The following is an 18124-nucleotide window of genomic DNA, read 5'->3' as shown; positions in this document are numbered from 1 at the left end:
TTAATTCCTTATCTTGTTTTTATGTAATCGTTTATAGAGGAGCCAAGCGATATAGCCACCCAAGGTATTGGTCCACAAATCATCAATCTCAAAGACGCGATTAAAATCAAAGAAAAAATCCAAGACCAACTGCGTACACTCGATTCCAAGACTCACTAGAAAACTGAAAAAAATCACTTTTCTTGTCTTACGCAAGTTTGGAAGGAGATAAAGGAGTTGGAAAATCAGAGGAAAAAGCAAGAAGACATTGAGGAAATTTTGTAGAAAAAGCCAACATAATTGTCCTATGTCACTCACTTCACCCAGTTTCCAGAGAGAATTGAAAGGAGTCAAAAGAAAAACCAGGCGTCCAAGATGCTGAATACCTGGAGTTTCCACTCCCACGGGAGATTGTTCTTGAGGATTAAAGCAAAAATAGACAATGCAAATGCTATAGAAAATGACTCCCCAGACCAAAACATGATTATAAGTCTTCTTCATCATTAAGGGTTGACTGTTGCGACTGCTTTCTGGCGGTCACGTTTCATTGTATTAGAACGCAATTGTCCACAAGCTGCATCAATATCAGTACCATGCTCCTGACGAACAACACAGTTGACCCCTTTTTTCTTAAGCGTATCATAGAAGGCCAGGACGCGCTCTTTAGGACTACGGCTATATTGGTCATGCTCACTAACTGGGTTATAAGGAATCAAGTTTACATAAGACAATTTCTTGATGTTCTTGAGCAATTCAGCCAATTCCAAGGCTTGTTCTACACCGTCATTGACTTCATTGAGCATGATGTATTCAAAGGTCACACGGCGATTAGTTGTTTCGATATAATACTCAATAGCAGCAAAGAGTTTTTCAATCGGAAAGGCACGGTTAATCTTCATGATGCTTGAGCGCAGTTCATTATTAGGTGCATGAAGGGAAACGGCAAGATTGACCTGAACTCCTTCATTAGCAAAATCACGAATTTTATGGGCCAAACCTGAAGTTGAAACCGTAATGTGACGAGCACCGATTGCCATTCCCTTGTCATCATTGATAGTACGAACGAAATTCAAGACATTGTTGTAGTTATCAAAGGGCTCACCGATTCCCATGACAACGATATGGCTGACGCGTTCATCCTGACCACGCTCATCAAAGTATTTCTGAACCAGCATGATTTGCGCTACGATTTCACCGTTATTGAGGTTACGTTGTTTCTTAATCAAACCAGAAGCACAGAAGGTACAACCGATATTACATCCGACCTGAGTGGTCACACAGACTGACAAACCATAGTGTTGACGCATGAGTACTGTCTCAATCAGCATTCCATCTGGCAATTCAAAAAGATATTTAACTGTCCCATCAGCAGACTCTTGAACGATACGTTGTTTCAAGGGATTGACCACAAACTGGTCATTAAGCTTAGCAATCAAATCCTTGGAAAGGTTGGTCATCTCTTCAAATGACTGGACACGTTTACGGTAAAGCCATTCCCAGATTTGATCTGCACGGAATTTCTTTTCTCCTTGCTCCAAAACCCATTCCTGCATGGTTTGACGTGTTAAACTATAAATTGACGGTTTCATTTCTTCTCCTTATTCTCTACTCACTTCTGACGAATGACAAAATGACGTTGCCCCTTGTCCTCTTTCTGAGAATGCTGGTCCTTCTGACGACGTCTATTTTTCTTATCTGCATTCGGTTTTCGTTTTGTTTGAGTCGGTTTCTTTCCTTTTCTAGAAGGCTGTTCTTCTTCCTTCTTACGCATTTTCTTGTCAAATGATGCTCGCTTAGGGGCTTCATTTTCTAATACAAAATAGGCACAACCATAACTACAATACTCTAAAAGATAGTCTTGTAAACGACTGATTTTTTCAAGTTTTTCTTCTGTTCGATCATCCTTATAAAAACCTCGTAGACGAAGCTGTTCGTTGCTCCAGTCTCCCACGATATAATCAAACTTGGTTAAGACTTCTGAAAAACGCTGATTAAAAGCCGTCACATAAAAGGCATCCTTGATATTTTCCACCAAGGAAAAAGCTATCCCTTCTGTTTCAACCTTGTCCCCATGTAAATGGAACTCAGGACCAGGAAACTTGTTATAGTTGTATAATTCAGGTGCAATTTCTTTTCGCATAGATATCCTTTTTTCACGATTACTTAATACTTTATTCTACCATAATTTCTAGCAGTTAGCACGTTTCTCATAAAAATGAAAAAAGTCTGACGATTTGTCAGACCAAAATAATATAACCTTAAAAAGAGAAGAACAATTCTTCCCTCCAACTATCATTATTTAGCAGCTGCGTACAATTCATCTACTTTGTTCCAGTTGATCACTGAGAAGAAAGCTTTGATGTAGTCAGGACGCACGTTGCGGTATTTCACGTAGTAAGCATGTTCCCAAACGTCCAAGCCCAAGATTGGTTTTTTGCCTTCTGAGATTGGTGTGTCTTGGTTTGCTGTTGAAGTCACTTCAAGTTTACCTTCTTTGTTGACAACCAACCATGCCCATCCTGAACCAAAACGAGTTGTTGCGGCTGCAGTGAAGGCTGCTTGGAATTCTTCAAATGAACCAAATGTTGCATCGATTGCTACTGCAAGTTCTGCTGATGGAGCTGTTTTTTCAGGAGTCATCAATTCCCAGAAAAGAGCGTGGTTCAAGTGTCCACCACCATTGTTAATAAGTGCTTGACGGATATCAGCTGGGATAGATTCTACATCAGCAAGCAAGGCTTCAAGATCTTCACCGATTTCAGGGTGTTTTTCAAGAGCTGCATTGGCATTGTTGACATAAGTTTGATGGTGTTTGTCATGGTGCAAGTGCATTGTTTCCGCATCGATGTATGGTTCCAAAGCGTCGTATGCATATGGAAGATCTGGTAAGATAATAGCCATCTGTAATACCTCTTTTTCTTTCTATATGAAAATGATAACGCAAACATTCACTTTTTTCAAGTTTTTTGCTTATAGATAAGGAAATCACTGAGATATTTTCTAATAAAAAAGCAAATCAGCAAGAAACCCACGACAAGATAATATTGACGTGGGTTGTAGTTTCAAAAAAATATCAATTGAGCTGACTAGAAATCTGTAAGAGTGCCTTTTCGAAAAGGAAACCTTTTTCATAAAGACCTGTTTTAATCTGATAATCTGTCTCAATTAAATAAGAAATAGCTTGCTTCAAAAAGCTCAAGGAAAGGCCTCGTGAATCCCTCAACGCAAACTTGATTTGATAGGGATTGGGATTGCGTCCGAGAAAACTTCCTAGACTACTTGCAATCTGCGCTTCTGTTTGCCCAGACTCCGACAAAATCTTCACCTGAGTAAAAGTCCGAAATTGTCCTAGCATGACTGCAATCAACTTGATTTCATCTTCTCCTTGCAAGGTCAAGTCTCTAACCAAATCGCGCGCCTGGTCCATCTTTTTAGTCAGAATAAACTGAGTTAAATCAAAAATATTGTCCTGCAAGGTCTTGAGAATTGCGTTAACAATATCCTCTTCCTCGATAACAGAGTCTTCCTTATAGGACTGTAAAAAGAGGAGATTTTTCTGGATTTCGCTAAATTGAAAACCAGACTTGATGAGGAGATTTTCAAAAGAATGATTGGCAAACTGCAGACCTTGTTTCTGACTCCACTTTTGAAAATACTGGTACAGTTCTTGTTCTTTAACTTCTACTGCATCAAAAACCTTGGCATCACGCTTAAGTAATTTAACCAACCGTCTTTTGCTATCCAGCTTTCCTTCCGCAAAGATTAACAGCTTGGTTGTTGGCGAAGGATTGTCAAGGTATTCCTCAAACGATTTGAGCTCATCATCTATCAAAAAGCGTTTTTTAGCAGTTGTGATATCGACAAAATGATCTAGTATCACGATTTTCTCATCCGCGAAGAAAGGAAGGCTGACCAACTCCAGTTCCACATCCTTGTAAGCTACTTCTTTCATATCAAAGTAGGCAAAGTTAAGGTCAGCAGAATCATAACCAATCTGTTTCAATACTTGACTCTTCATAACTTCAAACTGACCTTGATCTGTCCCTGTAAATAGGCTCAGACTAGGTAAATTTGATAAAGTCAACTTCTGACTTTCTTCAATGGCTAACATCTTCTCTCCTTTCTTCTAACTTTTTAGTTCATTTAATCAATATAGCGCAATTTCCCACGGAAATCTTCTAGGCTTTCGTACCCTTTTTCCGCCATAATTGCTTTTAGTTCATTGGTAATGCGGTCAAAAGCACCGACGCCTTCTTTATGAAGAGTTGTTCCTACCTGCACCATACTTGCTCCACAGAGGATATGTTCAAAAGCATCACGACCAGTCAGAACGCCACCTGTTCCGATGATTTGGATTTGAGGATTTAAACGTTGATAAAAGGCATGAACATTGGCTAGCGCAGTCGGTTTGATATATTCTCCACCAATGCCACCGAAACCATTTTTAGGACGAATAACGACGGACTCATCTTCTATATAAAGGCCGTTTCCGATAGAGTTGACACAGTTGACAAACTTAAGTGGGTACTTGTTGAAAATAGCTGCCGCTTGGTCAAAGTGAACAATGTCAAAATATGGTGGCAATTTAATTCCAAGAGGTTTGGTGAAGTAGGCAAACACCTCTGCCAAAATCCGGTCTGTTGTCTCAAAATCATAAGCAATCTGAGGTTTTCCTGGAACATTTGGACAAGAGAGATTAAGCTCTGTCAATCCTTTAAATTCACTCTCTTGAACTTTTTTCAAGATGGTATGTGTTTCTTCTGGAGACATGCCAACTAGAGATAGGAAGAAAGTACGGTTTGGCTCTTTTTCCTGCAAGTCCAAAAGATAGTCCAGATAGTAGTCTAAGCCATTATTTGGTAATCCCATGGAGTTGATAGAACCAAGTGGAACATCCTGATAACGTGGTTCAGGATTCCCCTGACGAAAGTCCAAAGTCGCTGTCTTAGTGACAAAGGTTCCTGCCACTGAGTTTTTAACACCTTCCAACTCAGCTATCGTCATACAAGCCACACCTGCAGCATTCATCAAGCAATTGTCAAACTCAAAACCAGCAATTTGTGTTTTCGTTGATACCATGATTCTGATCCTCCGGATTCCATTTATTTCTAATATTATACCATATTTTCAGCTTTTCTCTTTAAGAAAGTCATTTATAAGAAAAACGTTCGTTTTTTATCCACTTTCAAAAAATTCCAATTTCAAACAATCCCAAAAATCAAATTGAAAGAATTTTTAGAAAATTTTTGTTTTTCTCTTTACAGTTAAAAAAAATTCTGCTATAATGACACACATAATTAAATTAGAATTTAAGGAGAACGATATGACATCTGCTAAAGAATATATCCAAAGCGTGTTTGAAACTGTAAAAGCTCGTAACGGGCACGAGGCTGAATTCCTCCAAGCTGTTGAAGAATTTTTCAACACTTTGGAACCTGTGTTTGAAAAACACCCTGAGTATATCGAAGAAAATATCTTGGCACGTATTACTGAGCCTGAGCGCGTGATTTCTTTCCGTGTTCCTTGGGTTGACCGTGATGGAAAAGTGCAAGTAAACCGCGGCTACCGTGTTCAATTCAACTCAGCTGTTGGACCATATAAAGGCGGACTTCGTTTCCACCCAACTGTAAACCAAGGGATTTTGAAATTCCTCGGATTCGAACAAATCTTTAAAAATGTTTTGACTGGACTTCCTATTGGTGGAGGTAAAGGTGGATCAGACTTCGATCCTAAAGGTAAAACAGATGCTGAAGTGATGCGCTTCTGCCAAAGCTTCATGACTGAATTGCAAAAACACATCGGACCATCACTTGACGTACCTGCTGGTGATATCGGTGTAGGTGGACGCGAAATTGGTTACCTTTACGGACAGTACAAACGCCTTAACCAATTTGATGCTGGTGTCTTGACTGGTAAACCTCTTGGGTTTGGTGGTAGCTTGATTCGTCCAGAAGCAACTGGTTACGGTTTGGTTTACTATACTGAAGAAATGCTCAAAGCTAACGGTAATAGCTTTGCTGGTAAGAAAGTCGTTATTTCAGGCTCTGGTAACGTAGCTCAGTACGCTCTTCAAAAAGCAACTGAACTTGGTGCAACTGTTATCTCTGTATCTGACTCAAATGGTTATGTCATCGATGAAAATGGTATCGACTTCGATCTCTTGGTAGATGTTAAAGAAAAACGTCGTGCTCGCTTGACTGAGTATGCAGCTGAGAAAGCAACTGCTACTTACCATGAAGGTTCTGTATGGACTTACGCTGGAAACTATGATATCGCTCTTCCATGTGCGACTCAAAACGAAATCAATGGTGAAGCAGCTAAACGTTTGGTTGCCCAAGGTGTTATCTGTGTATCTGAAGGTGCCAACATGCCAAGCGACCTTGATGCCATCAAAGTTTACAAAGAAAATGGTATTTTCTACGGACCTGCTAAAGCTGCCAATGCCGGTGGTGTAGCCGTTTCAGCCCTTGAAATGAGCCAAAACAGCCTTCGCCTCTCATGGACTCGTGAAGAAGTTGATGGACGTCTCAAAGACATCATGACAAACATCTTCAACACAGCTAAAACAACTTCAGAAACATACGGTCTTGATAAAGACTACCTTGCAGGGGCTAACATTGCTGCCTTTGAAAATGTAGCAAATGCTATGATTGCACAAGGTATTGTTTAAGATTTATTTGGTCAATCCTCAATCACTACGATTGGGGATTTTTAGATTGAATTAAACAGTTGGAAAATTACTTACTTGCCCCTTTTAGAACAAAAAGAAAAACCGCTACTCCTAAGAATAGCGGTTTAATCATGTTTTTAAGCTACTAATGTAGTTGCTCTATTATTTAAGAGTAACAATTTGCTAATCTTATTTTCTCCCAGTATTAGTGGGTTAATTCCTCCATTTTCAACTTTGGCAGGAATTTGGTAGGTAAATTGATAATCCAAGATTATCTAAACTGTTTGTAATCTCTTCTGAAATTGTTGAATCACCTGAATAATACCAGTGACTATATGTATTCAACGTGGTTGACTTATCAGCATGTCCTAATCGATATGAAACATATAAGGTATCCTTATGCAATACATTTATAAGATAGGATGCATGACTATGTCTTAATCCTTTCCCTGTAATTTCTGGTACACCAGTAACCCTAGCATGCCTTTTTATTATCCTAGAGATTGTAGACTTACACAAGGGCTCACCAAAACGTGATATTACATAATCTTTATCATCATTCTTGATTTGAACTTCTCGCCATTTTTTAAGTATTGTAATCGTAAAATCATCTAAATCAATTTTACGATTCCCTGCTACTGTCTTTGTTTGTTGTTTAGCATACCATACACCGTTTTTATCCTTCTCAATCGTCGAATGAACATGAATCCATTTACGTTCAAAATCAATATCTTCCCATTTAAGAGCAATACCTTCACTAACTCTTAAACCAGTCATAAAATATAACCAGATCGTCATGTAATTATGGAGTCCCTCATACTCACTAATATCAAAAGAGTTTATTACCTTCTTAAATTCATCAAATGTCCAAAATTTTGTATCAGGGTGCTTTCCTCTAGGATTATCTAATCCTTTAAAAGGAACTCTATCAATATAACCCAATCTTTCTGCATAGCCCAGACATGCTTTAAATCTAGACCACATATTTTTAGCATAGTTACTAGAATACTTGTCTATAATAGCTAAGCGAAATCTTTCACAGTCAATAGTACTAATATCTGATAATTTTTTACTACCAAATTGCTTAATAAATAACTGATGATGTGGTAAAGCGGTCTGATAAGTTACAAATTGAACTTTTTGTTGATAATATTTTAAATAAATCTCTTCCATAAACTCTCTAAAAGTTAGAAAACTATTATTAATAGTAGAGTTCACAAATTCATGTTTTAAACGAAGTATCTCTTCATATGCTTCCTTAAAAGAATTAAACGGTAGTCCCTGTTGATTTTTCCTTCCTTTCTTTTGAATTCTTTTCCCAGTTATTGGATCAACTCCTAATTCAATTTGAAAATAAATTTTTCCTTTTGAATCTTTGTATACACCTTTATATTTCTTTATCTTTGATATAACCATTTTTCTCACCTTCTATATCTGAAAAAGAAATACCAATTAAATTTTCTACAATATTTTTAGGAGCAATGCCTAACCTTTTATTATCGAAAGGTGAACATCCTAATTGTACCGCATTCTTATCATTTTTTCTAGTTTCTTCAAACTTTTTTACAGCAATTTTTTTTGCTTGTCTAATAATATTTCTCGATGTGTGCTCTGGAAAACCAATCGCAACTAAATCTTTATAGTTTACTGTTTCCATGATTTTACTACTTCCTTTCTTAGATTTTTTCACCTCCATGGCATGACTGATGAAGTCATCATAAGAATTACACTTGCTGCTCTTTTACGGTGGCAGCCTGAACGGTCAGAAGTATCATTGTATATCATTTGTATCATGGCATATAAAGTATCGCTCTATTTTATTGATGGTTTTAATATCGCTCTTATCATGGCGAGCCATTCAAAACTGCTCCACAAATGAGGAAAGTACCATTTTGGACTATTCAATTGTCAATGTGCTTTCTTAACCTAATACTTTTTAGAGTAATAGTCTTCTTTATTATCCACTCGACCTACAAGGTAATCTAAACTTACATTATAAAAATCTGCAAGTTTGATAAGGTCATCTATAGAGATTAACCTGGTACCTGATTCCATTTTAGAATACGCTGATCTTGTACAATTTAAGATTGTTTTTGCAACATATTCTTGTGTCAAATCATCATCCTCGCGTAAATCTCTAATCCTTTTCAACATCCAATGTCTCCTAAAACAAGTATAATATAGTTATTTTCTTATTTTTAAATATGTGACAAATTGGAACATGAAACTATTCTAGATATACTTTTTAGGAAATTGTTTACTCTATATGTATCTCATTTTCCTTGATAGATTTCGTATTTTTTGTTTTCTGGTAGTTCTTTATCGTACGATTAAACATCTCAAATAAATTTATAGCTTCCCTATGTTGTTCCTTCAGTTTTTCAAGCCTTCCTTTATAAATGAACAAATCTTTCTCTATTGTGTCCACTGATATTTTGACATTAATATTATCTTCTAAATTTCCTGAACCATTTTCCATATCATTCAACAATATTTCCTCTAAACTAGACAAATTATCAATTTTATCTTGGACTTGTTGAATCATATTCTCTAGATATGATATTTGGTCAATGAAATCTTTTGTTATGTCTTCATAAGTATTCGAACTAGTTTCTGAAGATATAAGAAAATCTAATTGTTCTATTTTTTCTTTAATTTTGCTTAGAGGAATTCTTCTATACATATACTGCGATTCATACTGAAGATTAAATTGTCTAATCAAAGTTTTACCTTTCATAAAGCGATTTTTTTCTGCTAAATCTTTATGATATACATAGTAAGAACTAGTTTCTCTGAGAAATACTTTAACTTTTTCTTCTTCCATATTGATTTGAATATTTGGTACAAAAATAAGTCCTTCTTGTCGGATTCCAAACTGTACCTTAATGTAAATTCCATCTTCTACCACTTCTTCAACTTGATTAAGATTCAACTCTACTTCAAACTCATGAACAGCATCCCTATTTCTCTTGAAATCTTGATATGATTTCCATATCCCATCTTCTGTCGGCAACTTTTTTTCTTTAATTAGCTTTTCTTCATTGTAACGTTCAACTAAATTTTTATTATCTAAGACAACAGTTTCATTTTTGTTATTAAAATAGTCTTGAAAATAACTAACACTATACTGATTCGTTTTTACCAATTCCTGCTCTGAAATCTTAATCCCATCAAATTCAAATAGAACATGTTTTGCTTTCGGAATTATTTTTAAGCCCAAAAATTCTGCTCGTTGAATCAATTCATTCATATTCTTCATTTTCGGAAGTAAAAATTCTAAGATGTTTATGATTTCCCTTTGAACAAACTTTTTCTTAAAATAAGTTTCATTATAAGGTTGTTTTCTACTCAATTTACTATCACGTACGACTTGTTTCATATTTGAATCAGTCATAAAATAAGTAACATGCTTGTGTCTAAAATCAATTTTTAAATGTAAAGCTTTTGCTTTTTTCTTGAAATCTTCAAAATTTTTCGAGTTCTCGATTAGAAAATATACTCGTTGTTTTATTTCGTATTTGTAATTTGTTTTTCGATAAACTTCATACTGATGATGAGAATAACGATTTTCTATAATTTTTGCGCCTACAATTTTTGAAAGACGATCTGAAACCATTCTTAGATTACGTTCTGCTTTATAATCCCATAGAAACTTTTTATCAGAATTCTTATCAATTGAATTTAGTATGATGTGATTGTGGATATGATCTTTATCAACATGAGTTGCCACGATAAATCGAAATCTACCACCTGTTAACTCTTTAACTGTCTCATAACCAATCTGATTGATTTGTTCTGGAGTAAGATGGTCATCTGGAGAAAAGGACTGAATGATATGATGAGAATGAATTTTTCTTTGATTTGCTTCTTGCCTATCATGACGAATTTCATAAAGAGTATCATTGCTTAAAAAATTATCATTGTACATCTTCACTAGTTCTTTATAACTAGGAAAATCTAAATAATTTCTCATGCCAAAATCTGAAACTAGTGTTAGGTTTTTTGTTTTACTTGGATTCAAAATATATTTGATTAGTTTACTACGATAATTTTTTCCATGTATCGCAAAGTGTTTAGTGACGACCATAAAATTTCCTCAATTTTTCAGATTGGATAAGAAAATCTTTCTCCACTTCTACTATTAACTCTTCTATACCTTTTCTCAATTCATCTAATTCAACTTCCGTTATTAAGTTCGAATAATTTATGCTTCTGGCGATTTGATTAATATTATTTCCTATTCGTTTTAATTCAAAAATTAAATCTTGATAACTATTCGTATCAATGGTGATGAAATTCATACCAGGATCTAATAGAGTTCGTCTAGCATATTCTGAAAAGGATAAGCAGTTACTTTTTGAGATATTTTCATTTAATTTGACTAATTCGAGATCAGATAAAAAGACTTTTTTTAAATTTGTTCTATATCGGTGTTCCACTCTACCACCTCATGTATTTGTTACTAAAATCTTCACTAAGAGGACTTGTTTTTTCTACCTCTTTAATTAATTCTTGAATACAAGTTAACAGAATAGAAACATGTTCTTGAGTAACCTGATGATTTATTTTAGCAATTATTAATATTTCATGAACATCACGGCTAATTTGTTCCAACTTTTGATTTTTCCAAATGTTGAACCATTTTTCCATCTGTTTTTGTCCATCAGACAATAGTAAGCTTTTACGGAGAAAATCAGAAAAATTATCCTCTCCTTTCTCTCTCATTAAATCTAATATTTGTTTTTCTTCCGTTTCTGTTAAGCGAAATTGTTTCCGAATACTACGTATATCTCTTTTCATATGACTTTTCCTCCCTCATTGATACCTGTACTGACAATGTAAGCTTACAGACACTGTCAGTATATTTTTCAAAATAGATTCAACATTTTTGTAAGGCTTTGCGAGCTCAGATATTGTGTCCACAATATCCCAAAAATCATATCGCCTGCCATTTCAAACCTCACGGTTTAAAAAACAAACGATATGAAAATGTGGTGGCACGCCCCCAAACCCCCAAGATAAATCTAAATTAAAAAAAGTATAACAAATACTTTTTGATAAAATTATCACAGAAAAAAGAGCCCTATCGGACTCTTACAAATTAAAACAATGTCTCTGATATTCATACTGCCTAATCCCACTACTATCTTTGTTCATCTTGATAGAAAAAACAAAGTAATGATCACGATTGTCTAAAGATTTGCTTTTGTTTAATTTAAAATAATGTTTCTGAGACATAGCCATGGTGCGTAAAATATCATCAGTGATAAATGTTAATGGTATATCTAAAGCAGAATACTTGTAAAAATCTGACTCAAACCTTAAATAAGAATCAGAAAAATAATCTAGCTGTAATTTATCATCATATAATTCTTTACGATTCATATAAATCTACCCCTTCTATCTGTATATCGAGTATATCTCCCCATCTTAATCGAAGAAAACCAGAGTCTGATTTAATGGATATAGACTCTCTCCCAATCTCTTTAACAATACCCGATACTACTTTTCTTCTATTTGAGAGCTTACAAACAAAAGTTGCTGGGAATACATTCGTATAAAGTTGACGAACAAATAGAACTTTCTCTTCCATTGATAGGGAAATGGAGATGTCTTCTCTATTTTTTTCTTCCCAAAGAGAACTGGAATGTTCTGACAAAAAGAATCCCATCCACTTAGCCATCCCACGGTCTTGATACTCTCTTGCAGACAAAAAAGGTAAATAAGAACGATTCATCATTTTAGTCCATCTAATCCTCCAGCTGAATGACCACCAATGAGTTTACTTCTTGCGATTGTTCTAGAAGCTTGATCCAGGGCATTCCCTTTCAATAGTGAAGTAAAACCAAATTCTGTTCGAATAGCATCAATTGCGGACTGGAGCCTTTCTTCTTTTTCTATTTTCTCAACATCATCAAATAATGAAATCAATCCAAATGATTCATCTACTAAACCTGAATAGCTCACTGCAACACTTCTGATAGCTCCTGAAGTATATTTAGTGTGAAATAACTTTAAAACATAGTTTGTAAGTAGTGCTGTTTGATTGGTTGGTTCAATCTTCATTTGAGTATGAATAGATCGTTTCTGTTCCACTTTAGAATACCCTAAGTGTATAGAAACTACAGTTGCTTTCTTACCAGCTCTTCTCAATCTAACTGCAACTTGTTCTGCCATCTCACGAAGTATGATTTCAATATCTCTTTGTTTGACATAATCTCTAGGTAAAACTTGAGAGTTCCCTATTCCTTTTGACTTTGGCTTATAAGGTTTATGAACATTACTTTCATCAATCCCATTAGCATGAAACCATAACTCTAAGCCCATGATACCAAGCTCTTTTTTAATCAAGTCAGGATTAGCCTTAGCTAATTCTTTAATCGAAAAGATACCTAAACTATGTAATCTCTTCTCCATCCGATTCCCAATTCCCCAGAAATCTGTCATTTTAGGGATAGACCATACTTTCTTTTCAACATCTTCATAGGACCAATTGGCTCTCATTGTCGGAGTCTTTTTAGCTTCATTATCTAGTGCTAACTTTGCTAATAAGGGATTGGCATTAGACATACCAACCGTTGAATAGATTCCTGTTTTTCTCCAAATCTTTTTTTGAATAGCAGCTGAGATGATGTCTAACTTATCTTTTCGACTAATACTTTTATCAGGCACAAAATAATTTAATGAACTTGTTAAATCAATAAAACCTTCATCAATTGAGTAGGGATAAATATCGTCTGGTGCTGCAAAATCTTGAAAGATTTTTTGAATCTCCATATTGACTGCAATATAAGTATCCATTCTCGGAGGAACAATCACTGTTGATTTTGCCCACTCTTCTATATAACGGACATAGTCTATCGTTGTCGGTAACCCTTGCTTTCTAGCATTATAGTAAGAGAACTTTCTAGTCTTTACATCAAATGGTAAATCATAGGAACGTCCAACATTTGATTTCCCAAATACCTTCTTAAACATAGGAGAGGAGGCAAGAATTAAACCCGCAGAATTATCTGCACGACTCATAACACAAAGTGAAGTCTTAAGTGGATGCAGGCCTCTATCTACACATTCTACACTTGCGTAAAAAGATTTCATATCAATAAAGGCAATGTCGCTTTTAGGTTCGAGACTATAATCAAACCAAGTCATACTCAGTCCTCTAAAGGCATAAAGTTTCCAACAATTTTCCCTATGATACGAGGATTCTCATCATAAGGCGCAAACTTATCTGAATAGTTTCGATTGAGTGAAACTAAACGAAGTCCATTTTCTTCACGATACACTTTCTTGATATAGGTTTGACCATCCCAATCGATGGCATAGATAGCTCCATCATAATCAAATCCTGTTTGCTTAATAAGGGCTACAGAACCATTTTCATATGTCGGTTCCATTGAATTACCAAACACCCATGATGCAAAGTCACAATCAAATTGATGATTGAAGTAAACTGTATCGTAATTACCATCATCAAAGTAAGCTGTTCCTGTACCAGCTGATAATTTTTCATAGACCTTATAAGCAAATCGTTCAGAAACTTCTACAACTTTAGAGTTTTGATTGTTCAATAATTCTTTTGCATAATGAAGTGTCGCTTTTTGATTCTTTTCAGTTAGCTTGAGATAAGTTTCAACTATTTCATACTCTGATTCAAAATATCGAGGATCAACATTCAAAATCTGACTCAATTTGGTTAGATTGTTTTGATTAGGCTTTGTTTTACCTAATTCCCAATTAAAGTATGAAGCTCTACTGATTCCCAAACTGGATGCAAGTTGAGATTGTGATAACCCCTGACTTTCTCTTTTTTCTTTTAATTTAATAGGTGAAAACATTTGTTCTCCTTTTGTAAGTTTATTAACTAACAAAAGAATACCATAGCTGCTGGAAAAAATCAAGAGTTTAATAATCCCCAAGATTTAAAATAATCATAAACTACTCTAAATTCGTACTTATATTGTTAGGAAATCATCACTGAAGAATGCTAAAACTTTTGAAAAAATATGAAGAACAAGAAGATAGAGAATATAAAAAAGGATCGTTATTTTTTAATTGACGATCCAATAGACTTTATTTTAAAAATCTAACTCTACAAACCATTTCGATTAGTTAAATCTTTCAATCTTTCTTCTCCTGATTTAAGCATATCCTTCTCTACTTGATTCCATTCTCCAAATAGTAAGTCATGAAGAACGGTTGCTGCTGAAGTTGTATTTTCTTTTGAATCATATACACAACTTCTATCTCGTTGGTAAATTTGAATTCTTTCAAAGATAGCTACTTCTTCCAATTGTCGTGTATTATCAACTAAATGATTTACAATGAAATCATGATGTTCTTTTGGAGTTGCGCGTGCTTGATTTGGATTGATAGCGTACAGTTCTTCGTATCGGATAAGGGTGCTCAGATAGGACAGCTTAGGCTTTGTCGCAATCAAGGCTAATTGTACTTCATATCCCTTATTTTTCAAGAGTTGTGCTGTTTTCTTTGGAACATCAACCGTTCGTAAAGTTCCCTCTATCAAAAGATTGTATCCCAAATGACTCAATTCTGTTACTAAAGACTCTACCATTTTACCCGCAAAATCTTTGGTGTATTCAACACTATCTTTGCCATATTCTTGCTGAAGTTCTAAATAGTGTGGATGCTGAGAACGAAAACTATCGCCATCTATGATAACAATATTTCCTTGAAATTCTTTCTGTTTAATACGATGAATTGTAGTCTTACCAGCACCACTTTGCCCTCCAAGCAAAATCGCTATAGGTTGCTTACTGGACTTTTTTCCTCTTGTCAGTGAGCGAAGATTCCGTGCTAGAGCATGTTTGAATTCACTATCGGTATAATCTTGGATTTCCATTAGGCTACCATCCGTTTTTCAGATATCTCTAACATACGTTCAATTCCATCCAAATAACCGCTATATCTCTCTATTTCATCAAAAGTTTCTACTAAATAGATATTTGTATGAATCAAGTCAGATAGATCATCACTCATTAAAATCCAAGGATTAGATTCATCATCAATGCTAATTCCCTGACTATCTTGATAGCGATAGAGTCGAGATAATAGATTAGAACCTCTTTCTTTCACAATTTCAATTTTTAAAGTCAATTCATAATCTTCAACAGGATTAAGCATTTTATCTTCTCCTACAATATCGACATAAGATACATTAAACTTCTGACAAATGATGTCAATTAATTCCGTAGAGACTGAACTCGTTCCATTTTCATAACGACTCAGACTATTTCGAGAAATTCCTATAATTCGGGCAAAGTCGTCTTGTGTTAAGTCATGTGTTTTACGTAAGGATTTTATGTTCTTTCCAATCATGGCAAACTCCTTTATTTTTATAATTCAATTATAGCATAAAAAAGTATAACGCACCAATTTTGGTGCATTATTGGCTATTTTTCCTAAACCTCTCTAAATTCTTCTCCAATTGTTCCTTATGAAGTTGATTCTTAGCTTCCTTTAATGTGTCGTCCAAAGTTTCTTCTCTGAAAGTTGCTTCTGTTTTTAGTTGTTCTGATCCTTGATCTGGAGTGAAAATGATATCTAGCAGTCGGTCTATTTTTTCAAGATCTTGGACAGACATATCAGATAGTCTATGAATCAGCTTTTTAAATACGTCACTATTGTCGTGATTTTTCTTAAAAAATGTTGTAAACATCTATAACCTCTCAAAAAAAGCAGCCTATCAGGACTGCTTAGTGTAATTCCGAAATCGCATCATAAATGGACTGCAATTTCTTATTGTCTTTATTCTTTGTGTCAATCAACGTATGTAGCTCTTCAATTTTCTTTTGACTACTTTGAATATCGCTATTGTTATCCGCAATCAGTCTTTTAAGATGTTGCTGATAACTTGTAGTGATATCTATCTCTTTTCCTGTTCTAACCTCTGTAACTTTGGGTTTAGAACTAGAATTTGATTCCGTCACAGGTGCTTGTTTGCGCTTTTGAAAAGCTGCTTCATAATTTACATCATTACCTCCTTGATGATTTCCAAATAAGGCCGCAATTTTATCTGGATCTTCTTGATTTTCTGATTTACTCTCTAATGGTTGATTAAAATTCCAATCTTTTGTCATTCACTCATTTCATCCTTTCTAAATTCAGAATCATCGAATTGTCTTTCTTTACCAAAGGCATGGTCAAGAGCTTCTTCAAAACTCATGTGACTAATGCTTTGACGCCTTTTGAACGTCGCAAACATCGCTGTCTCCAGTTGCTCTTTGTAAGCAGCGAGTTTTTCTGTCTCTCTTGCTACCTTGCTTTCTTGCCTAGTGACCTTTTCTTCTAAGCGTTCAATAATGGTCATATACGATCCTCCTTCATTCTAATATTAGCTAAAACATCTTGATTTTGTTATCACAATTCTAAACATTGAGAGGTTTGTCTTACTGGTGGATTCCACAATGTATCTTTTACTGTCTCAAGCTTAAATTGAAAATCTGATTTCTTTTCTCTAAGAATATCGTTCCAATCTATTTTTTCTTTCCCAGATTCATTATTAGGTAAATCCAGTAAAACAGGAAATCCTGATTGAGATAACTTATCAGAAAAATCTTTTCCTGCTTCATCACAATCTACTGCCAGTGTCAATAAATCAGGATGATTATCAAAATAGCTGGTTGTATCACGAATTGTATTGATCAAAGGCAATAACTTTGAAGGTATTACTGTATCTAAAAATTCCAACTTCTGATTTTCTTCAGCTATCAGTCGTAAAGTTTGATAAGCAACAACAGACCTTTTTAATCCCTCCATAGATACCAAACGAACATCAAATAGATTTTGTTGATGAAGTTCGTAATAGCTCATCAAGTCGATAAACGATTCACAAAAGACCAATCTATTTGGTTTACCAATGTCAAAGGATATTCCAACATGTCCATGGCTTCCTTTTAGAATCGTTTTTAACCTCTCTCTTGGGATAGAATGATTCTTATAAATCCCTTGTAGGCTTGCTGCCTGCAGTTTGTGACGATGATCAAAGCTTTTAAAAACAATAACAGGTTCAACTGTTTCATTTGTTTTCCAAGTGGCTTGTGCCATCAATCCTTGTTGAATCATCTTTTGTACGATTTCTTCTGCGATTCCTCTACATTCTGTTAAATAATATCTGGCCAGACTACAGTTAGAATCTTCTACTCTCTTTAAAGGATAATAAAATGGTCTCAATCTATTTTCTTGAACGGCTTCTTTTTGAAAAGGTTCTTCAGAAAGAAAGGCTAGAGCTTCTTTAAAGGAAATTCCCTTAACAAGTCGAACAAAATCAATAACATCACCTTGAATATCTCTTGAAAACCATTTAAAAGTATTGGTAGTTGAAAAAATCCGAAATGAATCGTGTTCAGGATGTTCATAGACACTGCTCGAAACTTGTTTAAAGGAGATACCTAAACGATTGGCTACATCAAGAATTGAAATTTGCTTACATTCTTCTATTTCCATGCAATATCA

The 18124-nt window shown here is 34.9% G+C and carries 23 protein-coding genes; 1 reads left to right on the top strand and 22 read right to left on the bottom strand.

Annotated features, from left to right (window positions below; translation table 11 throughout):
* The 6 genes from FBF73_RS06210 to FBF73_RS06185 form a co-directional block, all read right to left on the bottom strand.
* Complete coding sequence (locus FBF73_RS06210) at positions 1 to 483, bottom strand: VanZ family protein (RefSeq protein ID WP_136937278.1); 483 nt, start codon at positions 481 to 483, stop codon at positions 1 to 3.
* Positions 483 to 1568, bottom strand: a complete 1086-nt coding sequence (gene rlmN / locus FBF73_RS06205) for a 23S rRNA (adenine(2503)-C(2))-methyltransferase RlmN (protein ID WP_136937277.1) — start codon at positions 1566 to 1568, stop codon at positions 483 to 485. The genes FBF73_RS06210 and rlmN overlap by 1 nt, the downstream gene beginning before the upstream one ends.
* A gap of 20 nt (positions 1569 to 1588) precedes the next feature.
* Positions 1589 to 2119, bottom strand: a complete 531-nt coding sequence (locus FBF73_RS06200) for a YutD family protein (protein ID WP_136937276.1) — start codon at positions 2117 to 2119, stop codon at positions 1589 to 1591.
* Between the two features lie 155 nt (positions 2120 to 2274).
* A complete protein-coding gene (gene sodA / locus FBF73_RS06195) occupies positions 2275 to 2880 on the bottom strand; it encodes a superoxide dismutase SodA (RefSeq protein ID WP_136937275.1) in 606 nt (201 codons plus the stop codon).
* A 172-nt stretch (positions 2881 to 3052) separates the two neighbouring features.
* Positions 3053 to 4090: a DNA polymerase III subunit delta gene (holA, locus tag FBF73_RS06190; protein WP_136937274.1), complete on the bottom strand. Its 1038-nt coding sequence runs from the start codon at positions 4088 to 4090 to the stop codon at positions 3053 to 3055.
* Positions 4091 to 4122: 32 nt separating this feature from the next.
* Positions 4123 to 5058, bottom strand: a complete 936-nt coding sequence (locus tag FBF73_RS06185) for a dihydroorotate oxidase (protein ID WP_136937273.1) — start codon at positions 5056 to 5058, stop codon at positions 4123 to 4125.
* Positions 5059 to 5302: 244 nt separating this feature from the next.
* Here FBF73_RS06185 and gdhA point away from each other — a divergent pair, with 244 nt between their 5' ends.
* Entirely contained in the window at positions 5303 to 6649 is a 1347-nt protein-coding gene (gene gdhA, locus FBF73_RS06180; protein WP_000199532.1) for an NADP-specific glutamate dehydrogenase, read from the top strand.
* 228 nt (positions 6650 to 6877) lie between these two features.
* Here gdhA and FBF73_RS06175 read toward each other — a convergent pair whose 3' ends face one another.
* From FBF73_RS06175 to FBF73_RS06100, 16 genes are all read right to left on the bottom strand, one after another.
* On the bottom strand, positions 6878 to 8065 hold the full coding sequence (locus FBF73_RS06175) for a tyrosine-type recombinase/integrase (RefSeq protein ID WP_125328389.1): 1188 nt from the start codon (positions 8063 to 8065) through the stop codon (positions 6878 to 6880).
* Entirely contained in the window at positions 8037 to 8306 is a 270-nt protein-coding gene (locus FBF73_RS06170) for a DUF3173 family protein (protein WP_007520163.1), read from the bottom strand. Before FBF73_RS06170 ends, FBF73_RS06175 begins: the two co-directional genes overlap by 29 nt.
* 269 nt (positions 8307 to 8575) lie before the next feature.
* Positions 8576 to 8803, bottom strand: a complete 228-nt coding sequence (locus FBF73_RS06165; protein ID WP_020998542.1) for a helix-turn-helix domain-containing protein — start codon at positions 8801 to 8803, stop codon at positions 8576 to 8578.
* A 103-nt stretch (positions 8804 to 8906) separates the two neighbouring features.
* Entirely contained in the window at positions 8907 to 10736 is a 1830-nt protein-coding gene (locus FBF73_RS06160) for an SAG1250 family conjugative relaxase (RefSeq protein WP_136937272.1), read from the bottom strand.
* Positions 10723 to 11088, bottom strand: coding sequence for a MobC family plasmid mobilization relaxosome protein (locus FBF73_RS06155; RefSeq protein WP_048773374.1), 366 nt, complete (start codon positions 11086 to 11088; stop codon positions 10723 to 10725). The genes FBF73_RS06160 and FBF73_RS06155 overlap by 14 nt, the downstream gene beginning before the upstream one ends.
* Before the next feature lies 1 nt (position 11089).
* The gene (locus tag FBF73_RS06150; RefSeq protein ID WP_048773372.1) at positions 11090 to 11449 is read right to left on the bottom strand and encodes an SAG1252 family conjugative relaxosome accessory protein; all 360 of its coding nucleotides are present in this window, start codon (positions 11447 to 11449) and stop codon (positions 11090 to 11092) included.
* Between the two features lie 294 nt (positions 11450 to 11743).
* Positions 11744 to 12034 (bottom strand): DUF5960 family protein, encoded by a 291-nt coding sequence (locus tag FBF73_RS06145; RefSeq protein WP_001080187.1) that lies wholly within the window; start codon positions 12032 to 12034, stop codon positions 11744 to 11746.
* A complete protein-coding gene (locus FBF73_RS06140) occupies positions 12024 to 12389 on the bottom strand; it encodes a hypothetical protein (protein ID WP_048773369.1) in 366 nt (121 codons plus the stop codon). The genes FBF73_RS06145 and FBF73_RS06140 overlap by 11 nt, the downstream gene beginning before the upstream one ends.
* Positions 12386 to 13801: a Y-family DNA polymerase gene (locus FBF73_RS06135; RefSeq protein WP_125353086.1), complete on the bottom strand. Its 1416-nt coding sequence runs from the start codon at positions 13799 to 13801 to the stop codon at positions 12386 to 12388. The genes FBF73_RS06140 and FBF73_RS06135 overlap by 4 nt, the downstream gene beginning before the upstream one ends.
* A gap of 2 nt (positions 13802 to 13803) precedes the next feature.
* Positions 13804 to 14487, bottom strand: coding sequence for a LexA family transcriptional regulator (locus FBF73_RS06130; protein ID WP_136937271.1), 684 nt, complete (start codon positions 14485 to 14487; stop codon positions 13804 to 13806).
* 254 nt (positions 14488 to 14741) lie between these two features.
* Positions 14742 to 15512 (bottom strand): type II toxin-antitoxin system toxin PezT, encoded by a 771-nt coding sequence (gene pezT, locus FBF73_RS06125; protein WP_136937270.1) that lies wholly within the window; start codon positions 15510 to 15512, stop codon positions 14742 to 14744.
* Positions 15512 to 15988, bottom strand: a complete 477-nt coding sequence (gene pezA, locus FBF73_RS06120; RefSeq protein ID WP_136937269.1) for a type II toxin-antitoxin system antitoxin PezA — start codon at positions 15986 to 15988, stop codon at positions 15512 to 15514. Before pezA ends, pezT begins: the two co-directional genes overlap by 1 nt.
* Positions 15989 to 16055: 67 nt before the next feature.
* Positions 16056 to 16328: a hypothetical protein gene (locus tag FBF73_RS06115; protein WP_136937268.1), complete on the bottom strand. Its 273-nt coding sequence runs from the start codon at positions 16326 to 16328 to the stop codon at positions 16056 to 16058.
* 37 nt (positions 16329 to 16365) lie between these two features.
* On the bottom strand, positions 16366 to 16749 hold the full coding sequence (locus FBF73_RS06110; RefSeq protein ID WP_136937267.1) for a DUF5945 family protein: 384 nt from the start codon (positions 16747 to 16749) through the stop codon (positions 16366 to 16368).
* Complete coding sequence (locus FBF73_RS06105) at positions 16746 to 16979, bottom strand: DUF5965 family protein (RefSeq protein ID WP_000152419.1); 234 nt, start codon at positions 16977 to 16979, stop codon at positions 16746 to 16748. Before FBF73_RS06105 ends, FBF73_RS06110 begins: the two co-directional genes overlap by 4 nt.
* Before the next feature lie 50 nt (positions 16980 to 17029).
* Positions 17030 to 18115 (bottom strand): toprim domain-containing protein, encoded by a 1086-nt coding sequence (locus FBF73_RS06100; protein WP_136937266.1) that lies wholly within the window; start codon positions 18113 to 18115, stop codon positions 17030 to 17032.
* Between the last annotated feature and the right edge of the window lie 9 nt (positions 18116 to 18124).

Origin of the sequence: Streptococcus mitis (assembly GCF_005144795.1) — a bacterium.
Lineage (GTDB): Bacteria > Bacillota > Bacilli > Lactobacillales > Streptococcaceae > Streptococcus > Streptococcus mitis_BB.
The sequence above is the reverse complement of the archived record's forward strand: the minus strand, read 5'-3'. Positions and strand labels throughout refer to the sequence as shown.

Bases quoted from the DNA above. Each gene is read 5' to 3' on its own strand.
- FBF73_RS06175 (WP_125328389.1), bottom strand. From the start codon at position 8,065: ATGGTTATATCAAAGATAAAGAAATATAAAGGTGTATACAAAGATTCA.
- FBF73_RS06140 (WP_048773369.1), bottom strand. From the start codon at position 12,389: ATGATGAATCGTTCTTATTTACCTTTTTTGTCTGCAAGAGAGTATCAA.
- gdhA (WP_000199532.1), top strand. From the start codon at position 5,303: ATGACATCTGCTAAAGAATATATCCAAAGCGTGTTTGAAACTGTAAAA.
- rlmN (WP_136937277.1), bottom strand. From the start codon at position 1,568: ATGAAACCGTCAATTTATAGTTTAACACGTCAAACCATGCAGGAATGG.
- FBF73_RS06145 (WP_001080187.1), bottom strand. From the start codon at position 12,034: ATGAATCGTAAAGAATTATATGATGATAAATTACAGCTAGATTATTTT.
- FBF73_RS06210 (WP_136937278.1), bottom strand. From the start codon at position 483: ATGATGAAGAAGACTTATAATCATGTTTTGGTCTGGGGAGTCATTTTC.
- FBF73_RS06105 (WP_000152419.1), bottom strand. From the start codon at position 16,979: ATGACCATTATTGAACGCTTAGAAGAAAAGGTCACTAGGCAAGAAAGC.
- FBF73_RS06110 (WP_136937267.1), bottom strand. From the start codon at position 16,749: ATGACAAAAGATTGGAATTTTAATCAACCATTAGAGAGTAAATCAGAA.
- FBF73_RS06135 (WP_125353086.1), bottom strand. From the start codon at position 13,801: ATGACTTGGTTTGATTATAGTCTCGAACCTAAAAGCGACATTGCCTTT.
- FBF73_RS06165 (WP_020998542.1), bottom strand. From the start codon at position 8,803: ATGTTGAAAAGGATTAGAGATTTACGCGAGGATGATGATTTGACACAA.
- pezA (WP_136937269.1), bottom strand. From the start codon at position 15,988: ATGATTGGAAAGAACATAAAATCCTTACGTAAAACACATGACTTAACA.
- sodA (WP_136937275.1), bottom strand. From the start codon at position 2,880: ATGGCTATTATCTTACCAGATCTTCCATATGCATACGACGCTTTGGAA.
- FBF73_RS06185 (WP_136937273.1), bottom strand. From the start codon at position 5,058: ATGGTATCAACGAAAACACAAATTGCTGGTTTTGAGTTTGACAATTGC.
- holA (WP_136937274.1), bottom strand. From the start codon at position 4,090: ATGTTAGCCATTGAAGAAAGTCAGAAGTTGACTTTATCAAATTTACCT.
- FBF73_RS06115 (WP_136937268.1), bottom strand. From the start codon at position 16,328: ATGTTTACAACATTTTTTAAGAAAAATCACGACAATAGTGACGTATTT.
- FBF73_RS06130 (WP_136937271.1), bottom strand. From the start codon at position 14,487: ATGTTTTCACCTATTAAATTAAAAGAAAAAAGAGAAAGTCAGGGGTTA.
- FBF73_RS06200 (WP_136937276.1), bottom strand. From the start codon at position 2,119: ATGCGAAAAGAAATTGCACCTGAATTATACAACTATAACAAGTTTCCT.
- FBF73_RS06100 (WP_136937266.1), bottom strand. From the start codon at position 18,115: ATGGAAATAGAAGAATGTAAGCAAATTTCAATTCTTGATGTAGCCAAT.
- FBF73_RS06160 (WP_136937272.1), bottom strand. From the start codon at position 10,736: ATGGTCGTCACTAAACACTTTGCGATACATGGAAAAAATTATCGTAGT.
- FBF73_RS06150 (WP_048773372.1), bottom strand. From the start codon at position 11,449: ATGAAAAGAGATATACGTAGTATTCGGAAACAATTTCGCTTAACAGAA.
- pezT (WP_136937270.1), bottom strand. From the start codon at position 15,512: ATGGAAATCCAAGATTATACCGATAGTGAATTCAAACATGCTCTAGCA.
- FBF73_RS06170 (WP_007520163.1), bottom strand. From the start codon at position 8,306: ATGGAAACAGTAAACTATAAAGATTTAGTTGCGATTGGTTTTCCAGAG.